The organism is Mesorhizobium sp. P3_A9 (assembly GCF_056402975.1).
The window spans coordinates 1-14,385 of the sequence record NZ_JBFUGJ010000027.1; the positions used below are offsets into that span (position 1 = coordinate 1).

At 64.3% G+C, this 14,385-nt stretch carries 13 protein-coding genes and 1 pseudogene; 3 read left to right on the forward strand and 11 right to left on the reverse strand.

All coding sequences use genetic code 11. The features are described 5' to 3' along the window. The 11 genes and pseudogenes from AC1DX0_RS07085 to AC1DX0_RS07135 form a co-directional block, all read right to left on the reverse strand. A pseudogene (locus AC1DX0_RS07085) lies at positions 1 to 201 on the reverse strand (enoyl-CoA hydratase family protein); the annotation flags it as partial. Then, entirely contained in the window at positions 198 to 668 is a 471-nt protein-coding gene (locus AC1DX0_RS07090; RefSeq protein ID WP_027043615.1) for a MarR family winged helix-turn-helix transcriptional regulator, read from the reverse strand. The gene AC1DX0_RS07090 and the pseudogene AC1DX0_RS07085, both read right to left, overlap by 4 nt. Further along, a complete protein-coding gene (locus tag AC1DX0_RS07095) occupies positions 662 to 1,435 on the reverse strand; it encodes an SDR family NAD(P)-dependent oxidoreductase (protein WP_477223094.1) in 774 nt (257 codons plus the stop codon). The genes AC1DX0_RS07090 and AC1DX0_RS07095 overlap by 7 nt, the downstream gene beginning before the upstream one ends. Then, the gene (locus AC1DX0_RS07100; protein WP_477354830.1) at positions 1,432 to 3,726 is read right to left on the reverse strand and encodes a bifunctional salicylyl-CoA 5-hydroxylase/oxidoreductase; all 2,295 of its coding nucleotides are present in this window, start codon (positions 3,724 to 3,726) and stop codon (positions 1,432 to 1,434) included. The genes AC1DX0_RS07095 and AC1DX0_RS07100 overlap by 4 nt, the downstream gene beginning before the upstream one ends. Positions 3,727 to 3,868: 142 nt before the next feature. Beyond that, positions 3,869 to 4,468, reverse strand: coding sequence for a VOC family protein (locus tag AC1DX0_RS07105; RefSeq protein ID WP_477354833.1), 600 nt, complete (start codon positions 4,466 to 4,468; stop codon positions 3,869 to 3,871). A gap of 78 nt (positions 4,469 to 4,546) precedes the next feature. Then, positions 4,547 to 5,383 carry an ATP-binding cassette domain-containing protein gene (locus tag AC1DX0_RS07110; RefSeq protein WP_477223091.1) on the reverse strand — a complete coding sequence of 279 codons (837 nt, stop codon included), beginning with the start codon at positions 5,381 to 5,383 and terminating at the stop codon, positions 4,547 to 4,549. Next, positions 5,376 to 6,254 (reverse strand): ABC transporter ATP-binding protein, encoded by an 879-nt coding sequence (locus tag AC1DX0_RS07115; protein WP_477354836.1) that lies wholly within the window; start codon positions 6,252 to 6,254, stop codon positions 5,376 to 5,378. Before AC1DX0_RS07115 ends, AC1DX0_RS07110 begins: the two co-directional genes overlap by 8 nt. Next, on the reverse strand, positions 6,251 to 7,093 hold the full coding sequence (locus AC1DX0_RS07120; RefSeq protein ID WP_477354839.1) for an ABC transporter permease: 843 nt from the start codon (positions 7,091 to 7,093) through the stop codon (positions 6,251 to 6,253). The genes AC1DX0_RS07115 and AC1DX0_RS07120 overlap by 4 nt, the downstream gene beginning before the upstream one ends. Beyond that, a complete protein-coding gene (locus AC1DX0_RS07125) occupies positions 7,086 to 8,093 on the reverse strand; it encodes an ABC transporter permease (protein ID WP_477223088.1) in 1,008 nt (335 codons plus the stop codon). The genes AC1DX0_RS07120 and AC1DX0_RS07125 overlap by 8 nt, the downstream gene beginning before the upstream one ends. An 89-nt stretch (positions 8,094 to 8,182) precedes the next feature. Beyond that, the gene (locus AC1DX0_RS07130; RefSeq protein ID WP_477354842.1) at positions 8,183 to 9,712 is read right to left on the reverse strand and encodes an ABC transporter substrate-binding protein; all 1,530 of its coding nucleotides are present in this window, start codon (positions 9,710 to 9,712) and stop codon (positions 8,183 to 8,185) included. Positions 9,713 to 9,823: 111 nt separating this feature from the next. Beyond that, entirely contained in the window at positions 9,824 to 11,398 is a 1,575-nt protein-coding gene (locus AC1DX0_RS07135) for a phytoene desaturase family protein (protein WP_477223086.1), read from the reverse strand. A gap of 118 nt (positions 11,399 to 11,516) precedes the next feature. On the opposite strand from AC1DX0_RS07135, the gene AC1DX0_RS07140 reads away from it, so the two are divergent. Genes AC1DX0_RS07140 through AC1DX0_RS07150 form a run of 3 tightly spaced genes read left to right on the forward strand, consistent with a single transcriptional unit; the run spans position 11,517 to position 14,378 of the window. Beyond that, positions 11,517 to 12,308: a cyclase family protein gene (locus AC1DX0_RS07140; RefSeq protein ID WP_127373568.1), complete on the forward strand. Its 792-nt coding sequence runs from the start codon at positions 11,517 to 11,519 to the stop codon at positions 12,306 to 12,308. A gap of 16 nt (positions 12,309 to 12,324) precedes the next feature. Further along, entirely contained in the window at positions 12,325 to 13,896 is a 1,572-nt protein-coding gene (locus AC1DX0_RS07145; RefSeq protein ID WP_477354845.1) for a phytoene desaturase family protein, read from the forward strand. Next, the gene (locus AC1DX0_RS07150; RefSeq protein ID WP_027043603.1) at positions 13,896 to 14,378 is read left to right on the forward strand and encodes a MarR family winged helix-turn-helix transcriptional regulator; all 483 of its coding nucleotides are present in this window, start codon (positions 13,896 to 13,898) and stop codon (positions 14,376 to 14,378) included. Before AC1DX0_RS07145 ends, AC1DX0_RS07150 begins: the two co-directional genes overlap by 1 nt. The last annotated feature ends 7 nt before the right edge of the window (positions 14,379 to 14,385 follow it).

Sequence of the window (14,385 nt, forward strand, 5' to 3'; positions counted from 1 at the left end):
GAAATTGCCGCCATTGGAGAGGAACACCACGGCGTCGACATCGTCGGCATAAACAAGGTCGCGGAATGTGTCGCGCAGTTCCGCATAGCTGTCGAAGGTCAGCGGATTCTTGCGCTCCGGCCGGTCGAGCCGGACCTTGGCGATCCTGCCCTCGACTTCCCACAGGAAATGCTTTGGCTTGATGTTGGCCATCCCTGTCATTCGCGTCCCTCCCAGTTGCTGCGGAACGAGGTCAGCATGCCGGTCAGCCGGCGCGCATCCTCTTCGCTGACCTTGCCCAGCAATTCGCCGATCCAGCCCTCATGCGCCGCGGCAATGGTGGCAAAGGACTTGGTGCCTTCATCGGTCAGCCGCACCATCGACGTCCGGCGGTCGCCATTGCGGCGGGCGCGGGCGACCAGCCCTTCCGACACCAGCCGGTCGACAATGCCGGTGACATTGCCATTGGAGACCAACAGGAAGCGCGACAGGTCGCTCATCAGCATGCCTTCCGGCACGCGGTAGAGGGCCGCCATCACGTCGAAGCGCGGCAAGGTCGTATCGAATTCTTTCTTCAGGCGCTCGCGCAGTTCGGCCTCGATCGTGCGGGAGGCGCGCAGCAGCCTGATCCACAGGCGCAGCCGGTCCTTGCCGGGTCCCGAGGGTGCGGGCAGGGGGCCGGCTACCATGTTTCGCCTCCTGAGATCGAGATTGCCTGTCCGGTAATCGATGCCGCCGCATCGCCGCACAGCCACAGCACGGCGGCGGCAACTTCCTGTGGCTGGATGAAGCGGCCCTGCGGGTTGGTCGAGGCGAGGCTTGTTCGCGCCTCTCCGGCCGAGCGGCCGGTCTTTTCCATGATGCGCTGGATGGACTCTTCCAGCATGTCGGTTTCCACAAACCCCGGGCACACCGCGTTGACGGTGACGCCGGATTTCGCCGTCTCGGCGGCAAGAGCCCGCATCAGGCCGACGACGCCATGCTTGGCGGCCACATAAGGCGCGACATAGGCATAGCCCTTCAATCCGGCGGTGGAGGCGATGAACACGATCCGTCCCGATTTCCGCGCGGCCATGCCGGCCAGCGCCGGCTTCACCGTCAGGAAGGCCCCGGTCAAATTGACGTCGAGCGTCCGCTGCCAGTCGCTGAGCGCGGTTCTGTGCGCCGGCGCGCTGCCGGACATGCCGGCATTGGCGACGACAATATCGAASGGTCCGCGYGCSGCTTCCGCCGTCTGGTAGAGCGACGCCATCGACGCCTCTTTGGTGACATCGGCGGCAATGGCGAAAATGCCTTTGCTTTCGCTGGCCACCTTGGCCAGCTCAGCTTCACGTCGACCGCAAATGGTCACACTGACGCCGGTGCTAGCCAGCGCCAGCGCGATGGCCCGGCCGACGCCGGAACCGCCGCCAGTGACCAGCGCATGCTTACCGGTGATCGCTGTTGCGGCCGTCATACTTTCAGCCCCGCGGCGGCATCGCGCTCGGCCAGCCGGTAGAGCTGGTCGCGCCCGGGCAGATAGGGATCCGGCCACTTCACGCCACGGTCGCCAAGCGTCACCGCCGCATGCAGCGTCCAGTAAGGGTCGGCGAGATGCGGCCGTGCCAGCGCCACCAGATCGGCGCGGCCGGCCATCAGGATCGAATTGACATGGTCCGGCTCATAGATGTTGCCGACCGCCATCRTCGCCATGCCGACCTCGTTGCGGATGCGGTCCGAAAACGGTGTCTGGAACATGCGGCCATAGACCGGCTTTGCCAGCGCCGAAGTCYGGCCGGCCGAGACGTCACAGATGTCGACACCGGCCTCATGCAGCAGCCGCGCGATCTCCACCGCGTCGGCGGGCGTCACGCCTTCGATGCCGACCCAGTCATTGGCCGAAATGCGCATCGAGATCGGCTTTCCCGCCGGCCAGGCGGCGCGCACGGCGCGGAAGATTTCGAGGGGATAGCGCATGCGATTCTCCAGCGAACCGCCATATTCATCCGTGCGCCGATTGGTGACCGGGGTGATGAAGGACGACAGTAGATAGCCATGTGCTGCGTGGATCTCGAGCATGTCGAAACCGCAACGGTCGGCCATCTCGGCGGAGGCCACGAACTGGCCGCGCACCAGATCCATGTCGGCGCGATCCATCGCCTTCGGCACCTGATTCTGCGCCGACCACGCAACCGCCGATGCCGCCATGATGGGCCAGTTGCCGGACGCGAGCGGCACGTCCGTGCCTTCCCAGCCAAGCCGGGTCGAACCCTTGGCGCCGGAATGGCCGATCTGCGCGCAGATCTTCGCCTCGGTCTCAGCGTGGACGAAGTCGACCAGCCGCTTCCACGCCACTTCATGTTCGGGCGCGTAGAAGCCGGGACAGCCGGGCGTGATGCGGCCTTCGGGGCTGACGCAGGTCATCTCGATATAGATGAGCCCGGCGCCACCCTTGGCGCGCTCGGCATAATGGGTGAAGTGCCAGTCGGTCGGGCAGCCGTCGACGGCCTTGTACTGCGCCATCGGCGAGACGACGACGCGGTTGTTGAGTTTCATGTCGCGCAACTTGAACGGCGCGAACATCGGTGCCCGGCGCAGCCTGTTGCCGCCGGCGCCCGCTTGGCGCTGGAACCACTCTTCCGCACCACCCAGCCATTCGGCATCGCGCAGCCGCAGATTCTCGTGGCTGATGCGCTGCGAACGGGTCAGCAGCGAATAGTTGAACTGCACCGGATCGAGACCGAGATAGCGCTCGACCTCCTCGAACCATTCCAGCGAATTGCGCGCCGCCGATTGCAGCTTCAGCACCTCGGTGCGGCGGGCATCCTCATATCTACGGAAGGCGGCGTCGAGGTCCGGTTCGGTCTCGACATATTCCGCCAGCGCCACGGCACTTTCGAGCGCCAGCTTTGTGCCGGAGCCGATCGAGAAATGCGCCGATGCCGCCGCGTCGCCCATCAGCGCCAGATTCTTGTACGACCAGCGCTCGCACAGCACGCGCGGGAAATTGATCCAGGCCGAACCACGGATATGGTTAGCGTTGGTCATCAGCGCCTGGCCGCCAAGATGCTTTTCGAAGATCCGCTCGCACACCGCGATCGATTCCTGCTGCGTCATCGCGCCGAAGCCGAAGGCAGCCCAGGTCTGTTCGCTGCATTCGACGATGAAGGTCGCGGTCTCGCTGTCGAATTGGTAGGCGTGTGCCCACACCCAGCCATGCTCGGTCTTCTCGAAGATGAAGGTGAAGGCGTCGTCGAATTTCTGGTTGGTGCCGAGCCAGACGAACTTGCATTTGCGGGTGTCGATGTCGGGTTTGAAGATATCGACGAAGGTGTTGCGCGCCCTGGAGTTCAGYCCGTCGGCWGCGACGACCAGATCGTRYGTCKCCATRTARGGYTTGGGRTCGGCRATATCGGTCTCGAASRYSAGYTTGACGCCGAGTTCGCGSGCSCGSCGYTGCAGCAGGACCAGCAGCCGCTTGCGGCCGATGCCGCAGAAACCRTGGCCTGWCGARACCGTGCGCACGCCGTCATGGATGACGGCAATGTCGTCCCAGTAAGCAAAATGCTTCTTGATCCAGACGGCGCTGACCGGATCATTTTTGGCGAGGTTCTCGAGCGTCTCGGCCGACAGCACCACGCCCCAGCCGAACGTGTCGTCGGCGCGGTTGCGCTCGAACACCGTCACATCGTGCGCRGCGTCCCTSARYTTCATCGARATGGCAAAGTAGAGGCCGGCTGGTCCGCCGCCGAGAACCGCAACCTTCATGTCTGCGATCTCCTCTTCGCTTGCTGTCTCGTGAGTATCGCGCCGGCGGCTAGATATTTCAAGCTTAAAGTTTTATGTCGAAATCATTATACGGACATCGGGCGGCGCGCTTGCGTGTCGTCCCGCAAGCGCGCGCCTGATGTCACTTCTCCGGATTCTTCGGGCTCCACAGAACCGTCTCGGCGCCCTTCTCATAGGCCATGCCGTCGGGATAGCTGATCGCTTCCAGCTGCARTCCCCAGGGCGCCTGGAAATAGAGAATGGTCTGGCCGGCGGCAGGTCCKTCCTTGACCGGCAGAGGCCCCATGCGCGTCTTGACACCCTTGCCATCGAGATAGGCTTTGGCCGCGGCGACGTCGTCGACATAGAAGGCGATGTGGAAGCCGCCAATGTCGCTGTTCTTTGGCGTCAAATCCTTCTGATCGGGCGCAGTGTATTTGAACAGTTCGATGTTCGATCCATAGCCGCAGCGGACCATGGTGACCTGCTCGATGACCGCCTTGGGATCGACACCCAGCAGATCCTGCATGAAGGTGCCTTTGTCGTCGGCGAACGGACCGAACGACATCGCCTTCTTGCAGCCGACCACTTCGGTGAAGAAGTCGACCGCCTGCTTCATGTCGGGGACGGTGATGCCGGTATGGTCGTGCCCGCGCATGCCTGGGATCGAATCCGCCGAGGCCATGCCGGCGCTGCCAAGGACAGCAGCGGCGAGCGTTGCATTTCGAAGTGTCGTCTTCATGTCAGTCCTCTCCATTGGCGGGACCTGGGTCTTTGCGGTCGCACGTCCGAAGCCCGCTTTTCGGCGTGCGTGTGCATTTCATGTCGGCGGCTTGGCGGCGGAAGGAATGTCCAGCCAGGTCGCGTCGATTTCAGGCAGTGGAATGGCGGCGATCAGATCGCGCGTGTAGGCCTGCTTGGGGTTGTCGAACAAAGCGTCGGTGGCGCTGGCCTCGACGATGACGCCTTCGCGCATGACGATCACTTGCTTGCACAGCCGCCGGATGACCGACAGATCATGGCTGATGAAGGCGACCGTGAGGCCCATCTCGGCCGCCAGCTTCTCCAGCAAGGTAAGGATCTGCGCCTGCGTCGAGACATCGAGCCCGGAGACGATCTCGTCGGCCAGCACGAATTTCGGCGACAGCGCCAGCGCGCGCGCAATGCCGACACGCTGGCGCTGGCCGCCCGACAGTTCGTGGCGGTATCGGCTGGCAAAGCTCTGCGGCAGGCCGACGCGCTGTAGGGCCTCTGCGACGCGGCCCTTCAAATTGTCGCCAAGACCGTTCTGCTTCAGCGGCGCAGCGACGATGCTGGCGATGGTGCGGCGCGGGTTGAGCGACGACATCGGATCCTGGAAGATCATCTGCAGATTGCGGCGCAACGGCCGCAGCTCCGCCTCCGGCAGATGCGTGATGTCGCGGCCATCGAAAGTGACGCTGCCGGCGCTGGGCTCCAGCAACCGCACCAAAGCGCGGCCGAGCGTCGATTTTCCCGACCCGGATTCGCCGACAATGCCGGTCACCGATCCCTTGGGCAGATCGAAGTCGAGCCCCTTTAGAATCTGGGCCAGCGGCGCGCGTCCGATCAGCGGCTTGCGCGTCATGTCGGGCAGCGCGACCTTCAGCCCGCGCACGGAAAACAGCGGCTCAGCCATGTGGCCGCCTCCAGGCTTGGTCGGCGGCAGCGATCTCCGAGGCGAGCCGGGCCAGCACGGCATCGTCTACAGGCTTCAACGAGGCGAACGGGTCGGTGTAGCGCGGGGTGGCGGCCATCAATGCCCGCGTATAGGGGTGTTGCGGCGCGGCGAAGAGCGCTGCCGTCTCGGCCTCCTCCACCACCTTGCCGGCATAGAGCACAGACACCTTCTGACTGATCTTGGCGACGACGCCGAGATCATGGGTGACAAACAGGATCGCGGTGCCGTGTTCACGTTGCAACGCAGCGATCAGGCGCAGGATCTGCTTCTGCACGGTGACGTCGAGCGCCGTCGTCGGCTCGTCGGCGACGATCAGCCGTGGTTCGGCAGCGAAGGCGGCCGCGATCAGCACGCGTTGCCGCATGCCGCCGGAGAGCTCGTGCGGATAGCTTTTCAGCACGCGGTAGGGGTCGCGGATCTGCACCTCGTCCAGCAATTGCCGGACACGCTTGTCCGCCCTCTCGCCGCTCCAGCCGAGGATGCGCACCAGCCGGTCGGTCATCTGCGGACCGATGCGGCGCGACGGGTTGAGCGCGGTCAGCGGATCCTGCGGGATCAGCGCCGTGCGGGCACCGATCAGCGTGCGTCGYGCCTTGGGSKGYAGCYKGCCGAGGTCYTCGCCYTCGAGCWKCATRTCGCCTTCGACGATGCGYACGCTYGKCGGCAGCACRCCAAGCACCGCCTTGCCGATCATCGTCTTGCCGGCGCCGCTCTCGCCGACCAATGCGCGGACTTCGCCGGGCTGCACGGCAAGCGATACAGAGCGCAGCACGCGCTGGCCGTTCGGCAGCACGGCGCTGAGATTGGCGATGTCGAGGCAGGCGCTCATCGCAGCACCGGGTCGAAGCGCGCTTTCAGCGCCTCGCCGAACTGGCTGAACGACAGCACGGTSAGGATCAGCGTGATCAGCGGAAACACCAGCACCCACCAGGCCTGGTGGATCGACAGCCGGCCCTCGGCGATGATGCTGCCCCAGGTCGGATCGTCGGTCGAGATCGACAGATTGACGAACGACAGGATCGCCTCGACGATGACGGCGATACCCATCTCCAGGGACAACAGCGCCACGATCGACGGCACCACATTGGGCAGCACTTCGCGCAGCATGATGCCGATRCGGCCRTAGCCGGCGATGCGGGCRTTCTCGACATAGTCCATGCGCGACTGGCCCATSGYCTCGGCGCGGATCACCCGGCAGAAACGCGTCCAGTCGATGATCGCAATCGCAAGGATGACGGAGCTCAAGCCGGTGCCGAGCACCGCGACCAGCAGGATGGCGAACAGCACCGGCGGAAACGCCATCCAGACATCGACGATGCGCGAGATGATGCGGTCGGCCCAGCCGCCGAAATAGCCGGCGAYCAGMCCSAGCGTCGAGCCGACCAGGCAGGCGGCGATGGCCGCGGCAAAGGCGACGATGAAGGCGATGCGGCCGCCGAAGATCAGCCGGGACAACAGATCGCGGCCGAGGCTGTCGGTGCCCAGCCAATAGCCGGGCTCGGCGCCATTAATCCAGAACGGCGGCAGCCGCTCCAGCATCAAATCCTGCGCCAGTGGATCCTGCGGCGCGACCAGCGGCGCGAAGATCGCCGCCAGCAGCGCCAGCAGCAGCCAGCCGCCGGCGAGCCACAGCCTGGGGCTCAATCCGCGTCTTGAGGCTCTATCCATGGCGCAGCCTCGGATTGAGCAGCGCGTACATCATGTCGACGGTGAGGTTGATCAGCACGAACAGCAGCGCGAAGACCAGCACGATGCCCTGGATCAGCGGCAGGTCGCGGTTGATGACGGCATCGATCGCCATATTGCCGAGGCCTTCATAGGAGAACAGCCGCTCGACGATGACCGTGCCGCCGATGAGGAAGGTGAACTGCACGCCGACCAGGGTCAGCGTCGGCAAAGCGGCGTTCTTCAATGCCTCGCGCAGGATGACCTGCGTTTCCGAAAATCCCTTGACCCGCGCCAGCACGACATAGTCGAGGTCCAGCACCTCCTTCAGCGACTGTTTCAACAGCTGCGAGATGATCGCGGCCAGCGGCAGCGCCAGCGCCACCGCCGGCATCAGCATGTGCTTCAGCAGATCCCAGGTCAGGTCGAGGCGCAGGCGTAAAATGCTCTCGAACAAATAGAACTGGGTGACGAAGGGCAGGTCGAGCTGCGGCGAAACCCGGCCGGAAATGTCGAAGATCGGCACCAGCACGCCGAACAAAAGGATCAGCACCAGACCCCACAGGAAATCGGGAATGGAAAGGGTGGCACCGCTGACGATATCGATGCCGGCCTCGACCGCCGTGCCGCGTTCGCGGGCGCCGAGGATCGCCGTCGTGCCGCCGAGCCCCACCGCCATGATGAGGGCGACGATGGCAAGTTCCAGCGTTGCCGGCAGCCGGTTGAAGACCAGGCCGAGMACGTCTTGYCTGAGCGAGATCGAGGTGCCGAAATCGCCCCTGACGACACCGGACAGCCAGATGAAGAATTGCTGGACGATGGTCTTGTCGAGCCCGTAGAGCGCACGCAACCGGGCAATGTCGGCATCGGTCGCGCCAGGCGGCAGCATCATCGCGATCGGATCGCCGGGCGCGACGCGGATCACGACGAAGACGACGACGGCCACGCCGAACAGCGTGATCAGCATCGTCAGCAGACGGATCAGGAATCGTTGCAGAAGCATGTAAATCTTTGCGGGAGCCCGTCGGCTCGTATGCCCGATGGAAATGCGCGCCGTCATTGACGACGGCGCGCGGCAATTCCAGACCGATATCAGGCCGGGGTCATCAGGGCAGGCAGCAGCGCGCCGGAAATGTGCTGCACCACGTTGACGCCCTTGGCATGCACGATCGGCTGCGCGAACTGCAGCAGCGGCAGCACATAGGCCTGYTCGGCGATGTATTTGTCGACCKCTTTCCAGCCGGCRATGCGYTTGGCYTCGTCCTTCTCGCCCCACAGCGGTCCGATCTTGGCGTCGAGGTCGTCGGTCTTCCACGACGAGTGCGGCGACGGGCCGAACATGGCGAAACCGGTCGAGGTGGTCGGATCGCCGATGGCGTTGCCCCAGTTGTAGAAGGCGGCAGGCGCCAGCTTGTGCGCGGCACGCAGTTCATAGTGCTTGGCGATCTCATAGACCTCGATCGTCGCCTCGATGCCGACCTTGCGCCACATGCCGACGATCGCCTGCACCATCTCGTAGTCCTTGGGCTTGAAGCCCTTGGTCGTCTGGATGGTGATCTTGGCGGGCTTCTCCGGCGAGTAGCCGGAGGCAGCCAGCAATTCCTTGGCCTTCTCCGCATTGTGCTCGACCTTGATCGACGCATCGTAGGCGGCATATTCCGGCGTTTCCAGCGTCGCGATCGGCTGGCCGTAGCCGCGCAACAAGCGCTTGACCAGCAGCTCCTTGTCCACCGCCATCACCGCCGCCTGGCGGACGTTCTTGTCCAGCATGGCGTCCTTGTTGTTGAAGAAGATCATGCCGATGTCGGAGACGTTCTTGCATGAGCCGGCCAGACCGTCCTTGGCGATCAGCCGGTCATATTCCTCGTACGGGATCTCCAGCGTCACCTGCGAGGAACCGGACTCGATTTCGGCGACACGGCTCGCCGCGTCGGTGACGAACTTGATCGTCACATTCTCGAAGGCCGGCTTGTCGCCCCAATAGTTCGGGTTGGCCTTGAGCCGCAGGAAGGCGTTGCGCTCGAATTTTTCCACCATGTAGGGGCCGGTGCCGATCGGCGCCTTCTCGAAACCTTCGGCGCCGACCTTCTCGTAATACGCCTTCGGCAGGATGTAGCCGGTCAGGAACGACATCCACTTGAAATAGACCGGGTCGAACTGCACCACGTCGCCGGTGATCTTGTTGCCGTCGATCTTGAAGTTGTTGACGTTCTTCCAGACGAACTGAATCGGGTTGCCGGTCTTCTCGTCACCTGCCCGCTGCAGCGACCAGACGACGTCCTCGGGCGTGAAGGGCGAGCCGTCATGCCATTTCACGCCTTCGCGCACCGTCATCGTCACCTTGGTGCGGTCGTCGTTCCAGCCCCATTCGGTGAGCAGGCCCGGCGCGAAGGACAGGTCCGGCTTCTGCGGGATGAACTGGTCGAACACCGACTGGTAGAGACCCTGGATGGTCGGGTTGACGGCCGAGGGGCCGGTGGTCGGATCCCAGGACGGCAGGTTGACATTGTAGGCGATGGTCAGTTCGCCGGCGGCGGCCTTGGCGATCTTTGGCAAGCCGACGGCGGCCACGCCGAGTGCCGCGGCACTGTATCCCAGCAATTCCCGTCTGTTGATTGTCATGGTCGTTCCCCTTGTTGGTTATTTCTTTTGCGCGGCGTCTTCAGTTCATTGGTCCAGGCTTCGTGGGCAGCAGCGCCATGCCCCTCGTCGCCTCTGTGAAATCTTCGGCTCCTACCTCCCGCCAAGCTGTTGCGCGAGCATGTAGCCCGAGGCCGCCCCGGTGCCGGCGCCCGGCCATGTCGCGGCCCCGGTGAGATGCAGATTGCCAACCGGCGTGTTCCAGCCGGCATAGCCGCGCGCCGGGCGGAACAAAAAGTTCTGCGCCAGATGATGGCTGCCGCAGACCTGGTCGCCGCCGACAAGGTTCGGGTTCTCGCGCTCGAGATCGATGGGCGAGAACACCGAACGGCCGAGGATTTTCGCGCGCAAGCCCGGCGCGTAGGTCTCGATGATGTCGAGCACGCGGTCGGCGTAGGTGTCTTTGACTTGATCCCAATGCGCGGGCGCGATCTTGCCCGCGGCATCGCCCAGGATTTCGGCAGGCAGCATGCGCACCTGCACCCACAGCACATGCTTGCCCTGAGGCGCGCGCGACGGGTCGATCGCTGTGGGCTGGCCGACGACCAGCACCGGCTCGTCCGGAAGCGTGCCGGCCATCGCTTGCTGGTAGGTACGCGACATCGCATCGAGCGACGGCGACAGGTGGACATAGGCAAACTGTCGCAACTCCGCTCCGGCGCGCCAGTCCGGCAGATCATCGAGCGCCAGATGGATCATCATCGTGCCCGGCGCGTAGCGGAATTTCTGCATCGCCGTATCGAAGCCGGCATTGCCGGAACCGCTGGGCAGCAACTTCCCAGTCAGCGCCTTGGGTGCGACGCCGGCGATGACCGCCTTGATCGCTGTATGCGTCTCGCCGGATGCGAGCCGCACGCCGGTCGCCTTGCCGGCGGAAACCGTGATCTCGGCAACTTCGGCGCCGGTAACGATCGTGCCGCCGGCAGCCGTCACCATGCCAGACAGCGCCCGGATGATGGTATCGGCGCCGCCCTTGCCCAGCACCATGCCAAAGCTCTGGTTGGCCATCGATTCCAGATAGGGAAACACGGCGCCGCCGGCGATGTCGGGAGCGAAATCGAGATGCATGCCCCAGGTGGCGAGCGTCGCGCGCACATGGGGTGAATCGAAATTTTCCTCCAGCCACGCGCGTGGCGACGACAGCAGTAGCCGTGCGGTGTCGAGCGCGCCGGCGACACCCTTCTTGCGCCACAGGTTCCAGGCGGTGCCGGCCAGCGCGCGGGCGCTCATCGGCGAACCCAGCAGCCGGAACAGGTGTTCGGCCTCCGCCGGGAAGGCGGCAACCAATCTGCGCCATGTCGCGGCATCGGCTGTGGAGAAAGCTGCCATCCGGCTCGCTGTCTTTTCCAAGTCGTTGCTGACGCCGAACCAGCGTCCGTCCGGAAAGGCGCTGGCGAAACAGTCGGCGACCGGCGCGAACTCCAGCCCCTGCGCTTTCAATTCATTTGCATATTTCCGGTGGAAGGCGGAGCCGGCAAACAGGCTCAGATTCATCGCGCCGAAATCGTGACGGAAGCCGGGAAGGGTGAATTCGCGGGTCTGGACGGCACCGCCGATTGTTGCGCTGCGCTCGAAAATCCCGGTTTTCCAGCCTTTGAGCGCCAGATGCGCGGCGCATGCCAGACTGTTGTGGCCCGCCCCGACAAAGATGGCGTCGAACTCGCTCACGCCCCGTTCCCATTTCCTTTATGCTTAAAGATAATTGCAGATGCATATGTTTTCGTCTAGTAGGATATTAAGGGCCGAGACGAGCCTTGATCATCATCGAAAAGAGGGAACAGAGACAATGGACACCCAAAAACTCCTCGGCGAAGTCGCCGGCCAGTTGCTTTCAGGCGCCATCAAGGTGGTCGACCTCTCGGCGCCGCTCGGTCCCGACACACCGCTGATCAAGCTGCCGCCGGAGCTTGCCGTCGACACGCCGAAGGTCGAGATCCACAACATCTCCCGCTATGACAAGAACGGTCCGTGGTGGGCGTGGAATTGGCTGAAGCTCGGCGAGCATTCGGGCACGCATTTCGATGCGCCGCAACACTGGATCAGCGGCAAGGACTATCCGGACGGCGCCACCGACACCATTCCGGCGCAGAATTTTGTTGGCCCGGTCAACGTCATCGACTGCTCGAAGGAAGCCGCTGCCGACCATGATTTCCTGCTCACCGTCGACCACATCAAGGCGTGGGAAGCCAAGCACGGCGCGATCAATGCCGGCGAATGGGTGGTGATGCGCACCGACTGGTACAAGCGCAACGGTTCGGAAGCCGAGTTCCTCAACGCCAACGAGACCGGCCCGCACACGCCAGGCCCGACGGCCGAAGCCATCCAGTTCCTGATCAGCAAGGACATCAAGGGCTGGGGCTCGGAGACGATCGGCACCGATGCCGGCAAGGCCGGCGGCATGGAGCCGCCATTCCCGGCGCACACGCTGATGCACAAGGCCAACCGGTATGGTCTGGCCAGCCTTTGCAATCTCGACCAGCTGCCGCCGAAAGGCGCCATCCTGATCGCGGCACCGCTCAAGATCGAACACGGCACCGGCAGCCCGATCCGCGCGCTGGCGCTGGTTTCGAAAGGCTAGGCGAAGGCACACTGAGGTGGGCCAGCCCGATCACATCATTGTCGGCAGCGGCATCAACGCGCTGGTCTGCGCGGCGATGCTTGGCGGCAAGGGCGCTGATGTACTCGTCCTCGAGCGCAACGACCGCATCGGCGGCTGCATGCGCACCGAGGAGATCACCGCGCCCGGCTTTATCCATGACGTGATGGCGACGACCTTCGTGCTGTTCATCACCTCGCCGGCCTTTGCAGCAYTGGGCGGSGACCTSGCCCGGCAYGGGCTGGAGTTCTGCCAYACGGCCAMGCCGACCGGCGTGCTGCGGCCGGACGGCAGCCATGCCGTGCTCAGCACCGACCGCGCCGCCAATGTTGCGGCAATCAATTTGATCGCCGCTGGCGACGGTGACCGGCATGCGGAGGATGTCGGCGGCATCGAGCGCAATGCCGGCCTGCTGTTCGGCCTGCTCGGCGGCAGCCTATGGTCTTATCCCACGGCCAAGCTGCTGACCGGCGATGCCTGGCGGCGTGGTCCGCGCGGCCTTGCCGCCTTTCTCGGCGAAGCGCTGGTGCCGGCGCGCAGCTGGCTGGAAAGCACCTACCAGTCCGAAACCATCCGCGCGCTTTGGGCGCCCTGGGTGCTGCATGCCGGGCTGGGGCCTGAGGATGCATTCTCAGGCCAGATCGCCAAGGTGATCGCCTTCGCGCTGGAAGCCGCCGGCGCGCCGATCGTCAAGGGCGGCGCGAAGAACCTGCTTGCCGCCTTCGAGGCCTTGATCCGGGAACGYGGCGGYGAMATCCGCACCGGCGCCGATGTCGCCTCGATCGTCCAGACCGGTGGCCGCGCGACAGGCGTGCGGCTGGCTTCGGGCGAGACAATCACCGCCAACAAGAGCGTCATCTGCTCGGTCACGCCGACTCAGCTTTATGGTCGGTTGCTCGGCGCGGATGCTCCCAAAGCCGATGTCGAGGCGACACAGAAATATCGCTACGGCAAAGGCAATTTCCAGATTCACTATGCGCTGAACAAGCCGCCCGCATGGCGTGGCGAAGGCCTGGACAAGGTCGCGTTGCTGCATCTGACGCCTGGATTGGATGGCGTGTCCAAGGCTTGCAACGAGGCGGCGCGCGGCATGCTGCCGGAAGTGCCGACCATCTGCGTCGGCCAACCGCATGCGCTCGACCCGTCGCGCTGTCCGGAGGGCAAGGCGATCCTGTGGCTGCAACTGCCCGAGGCGCCCCGCCACATCAAGGGCGACGCCGCCGGAACGCTTCAGGCGCCGGCCGACGGACAATGGACCGATGCACTGCGCGAGGCCTATGCCGATCGCGCCGAAGCCATCCTTGCCAGCCATATCGACGGCTTCAAGGATAGCGTGATTGCGCGCCGGGCCTATTCGCCGGCCGATCTCGAAGCGATGAACATCAATCTCGTCGGCGGCGATCCCTATGGCGGCTCGTCGACCATCGACCAGGCCTTCCTGTGGCGGCCGTTCAAGACCAGCCGCAACCACCAGACCGGCATCAAAAACCTCTACCATATCGGCGCCTCGACCCATCCGGGTGCGGGCCTCGGCGGCGGCTCCGGCTTTCTGCTGGCGGGGAGGCTTTGATGGAGCAGAAGGTCGCGGAAAAGCGCCAGCGCATTTCGACCCTGGGTCAGATCGGCCTGCAACAATTCGCGCCCTATCTGATGAACCGCATCATGGGCCGCTACAACGCCACCTTGCGCGACGATTTCCGCAAGCAAGGGCTGACCATTCCGCAGGTGCGCACTCTCGCGGTCCTTTCGGTCGCCGACGGCGTCACCGTCAACGATCTCTCGGTCTACACCGTCATCGAGCAGTCGACCTTGAGCCGCACGCTCGACACGCTGGAGGGGCAAGGGTTCGTGCGGCGCGAGCAAGGTGTCACCGACAGCCGCATTCGCCACGTGTTCCTGACCGACGACGGCCGCGCCGAATTCACCCGCGCCTGGCCGGCGATGCATGACGCCTTCGAGGCGATGTTCGACGATATCGACGACGCCGAATATGCCGCGCTCATCGCCACGCTTTTGAAGATGCTGAAGAACATTCGCAAGCACGACATCTAGACGTACG

Excerpts from the sequence above, each read along its gene's own strand:
- AC1DX0_RS07090 (WP_027043615.1), bottom strand. The coding sequence starts at position 668 with ATGGTAGCCGGCCCCCTGCCCGCACCCTCGGGACCCGGCAAGGACCGG.
- AC1DX0_RS07110 (WP_477223091.1), bottom strand. The coding sequence starts at position 5,383 with ATGGCTGAGCCGCTGTTTTCCGTGCGCGGGCTGAAGGTCGCGCTGCCC.
- AC1DX0_RS07140 (WP_127373568.1), top strand. The coding sequence starts at position 11,517 with ATGGACACCCAAAAACTCCTCGGCGAAGTCGCCGGCCAGTTGCTTTCA.
- AC1DX0_RS07150 (WP_027043603.1), top strand. The coding sequence starts at position 13,896 with ATGGAGCAGAAGGTCGCGGAAAAGCGCCAGCGCATTTCGACCCTGGGT.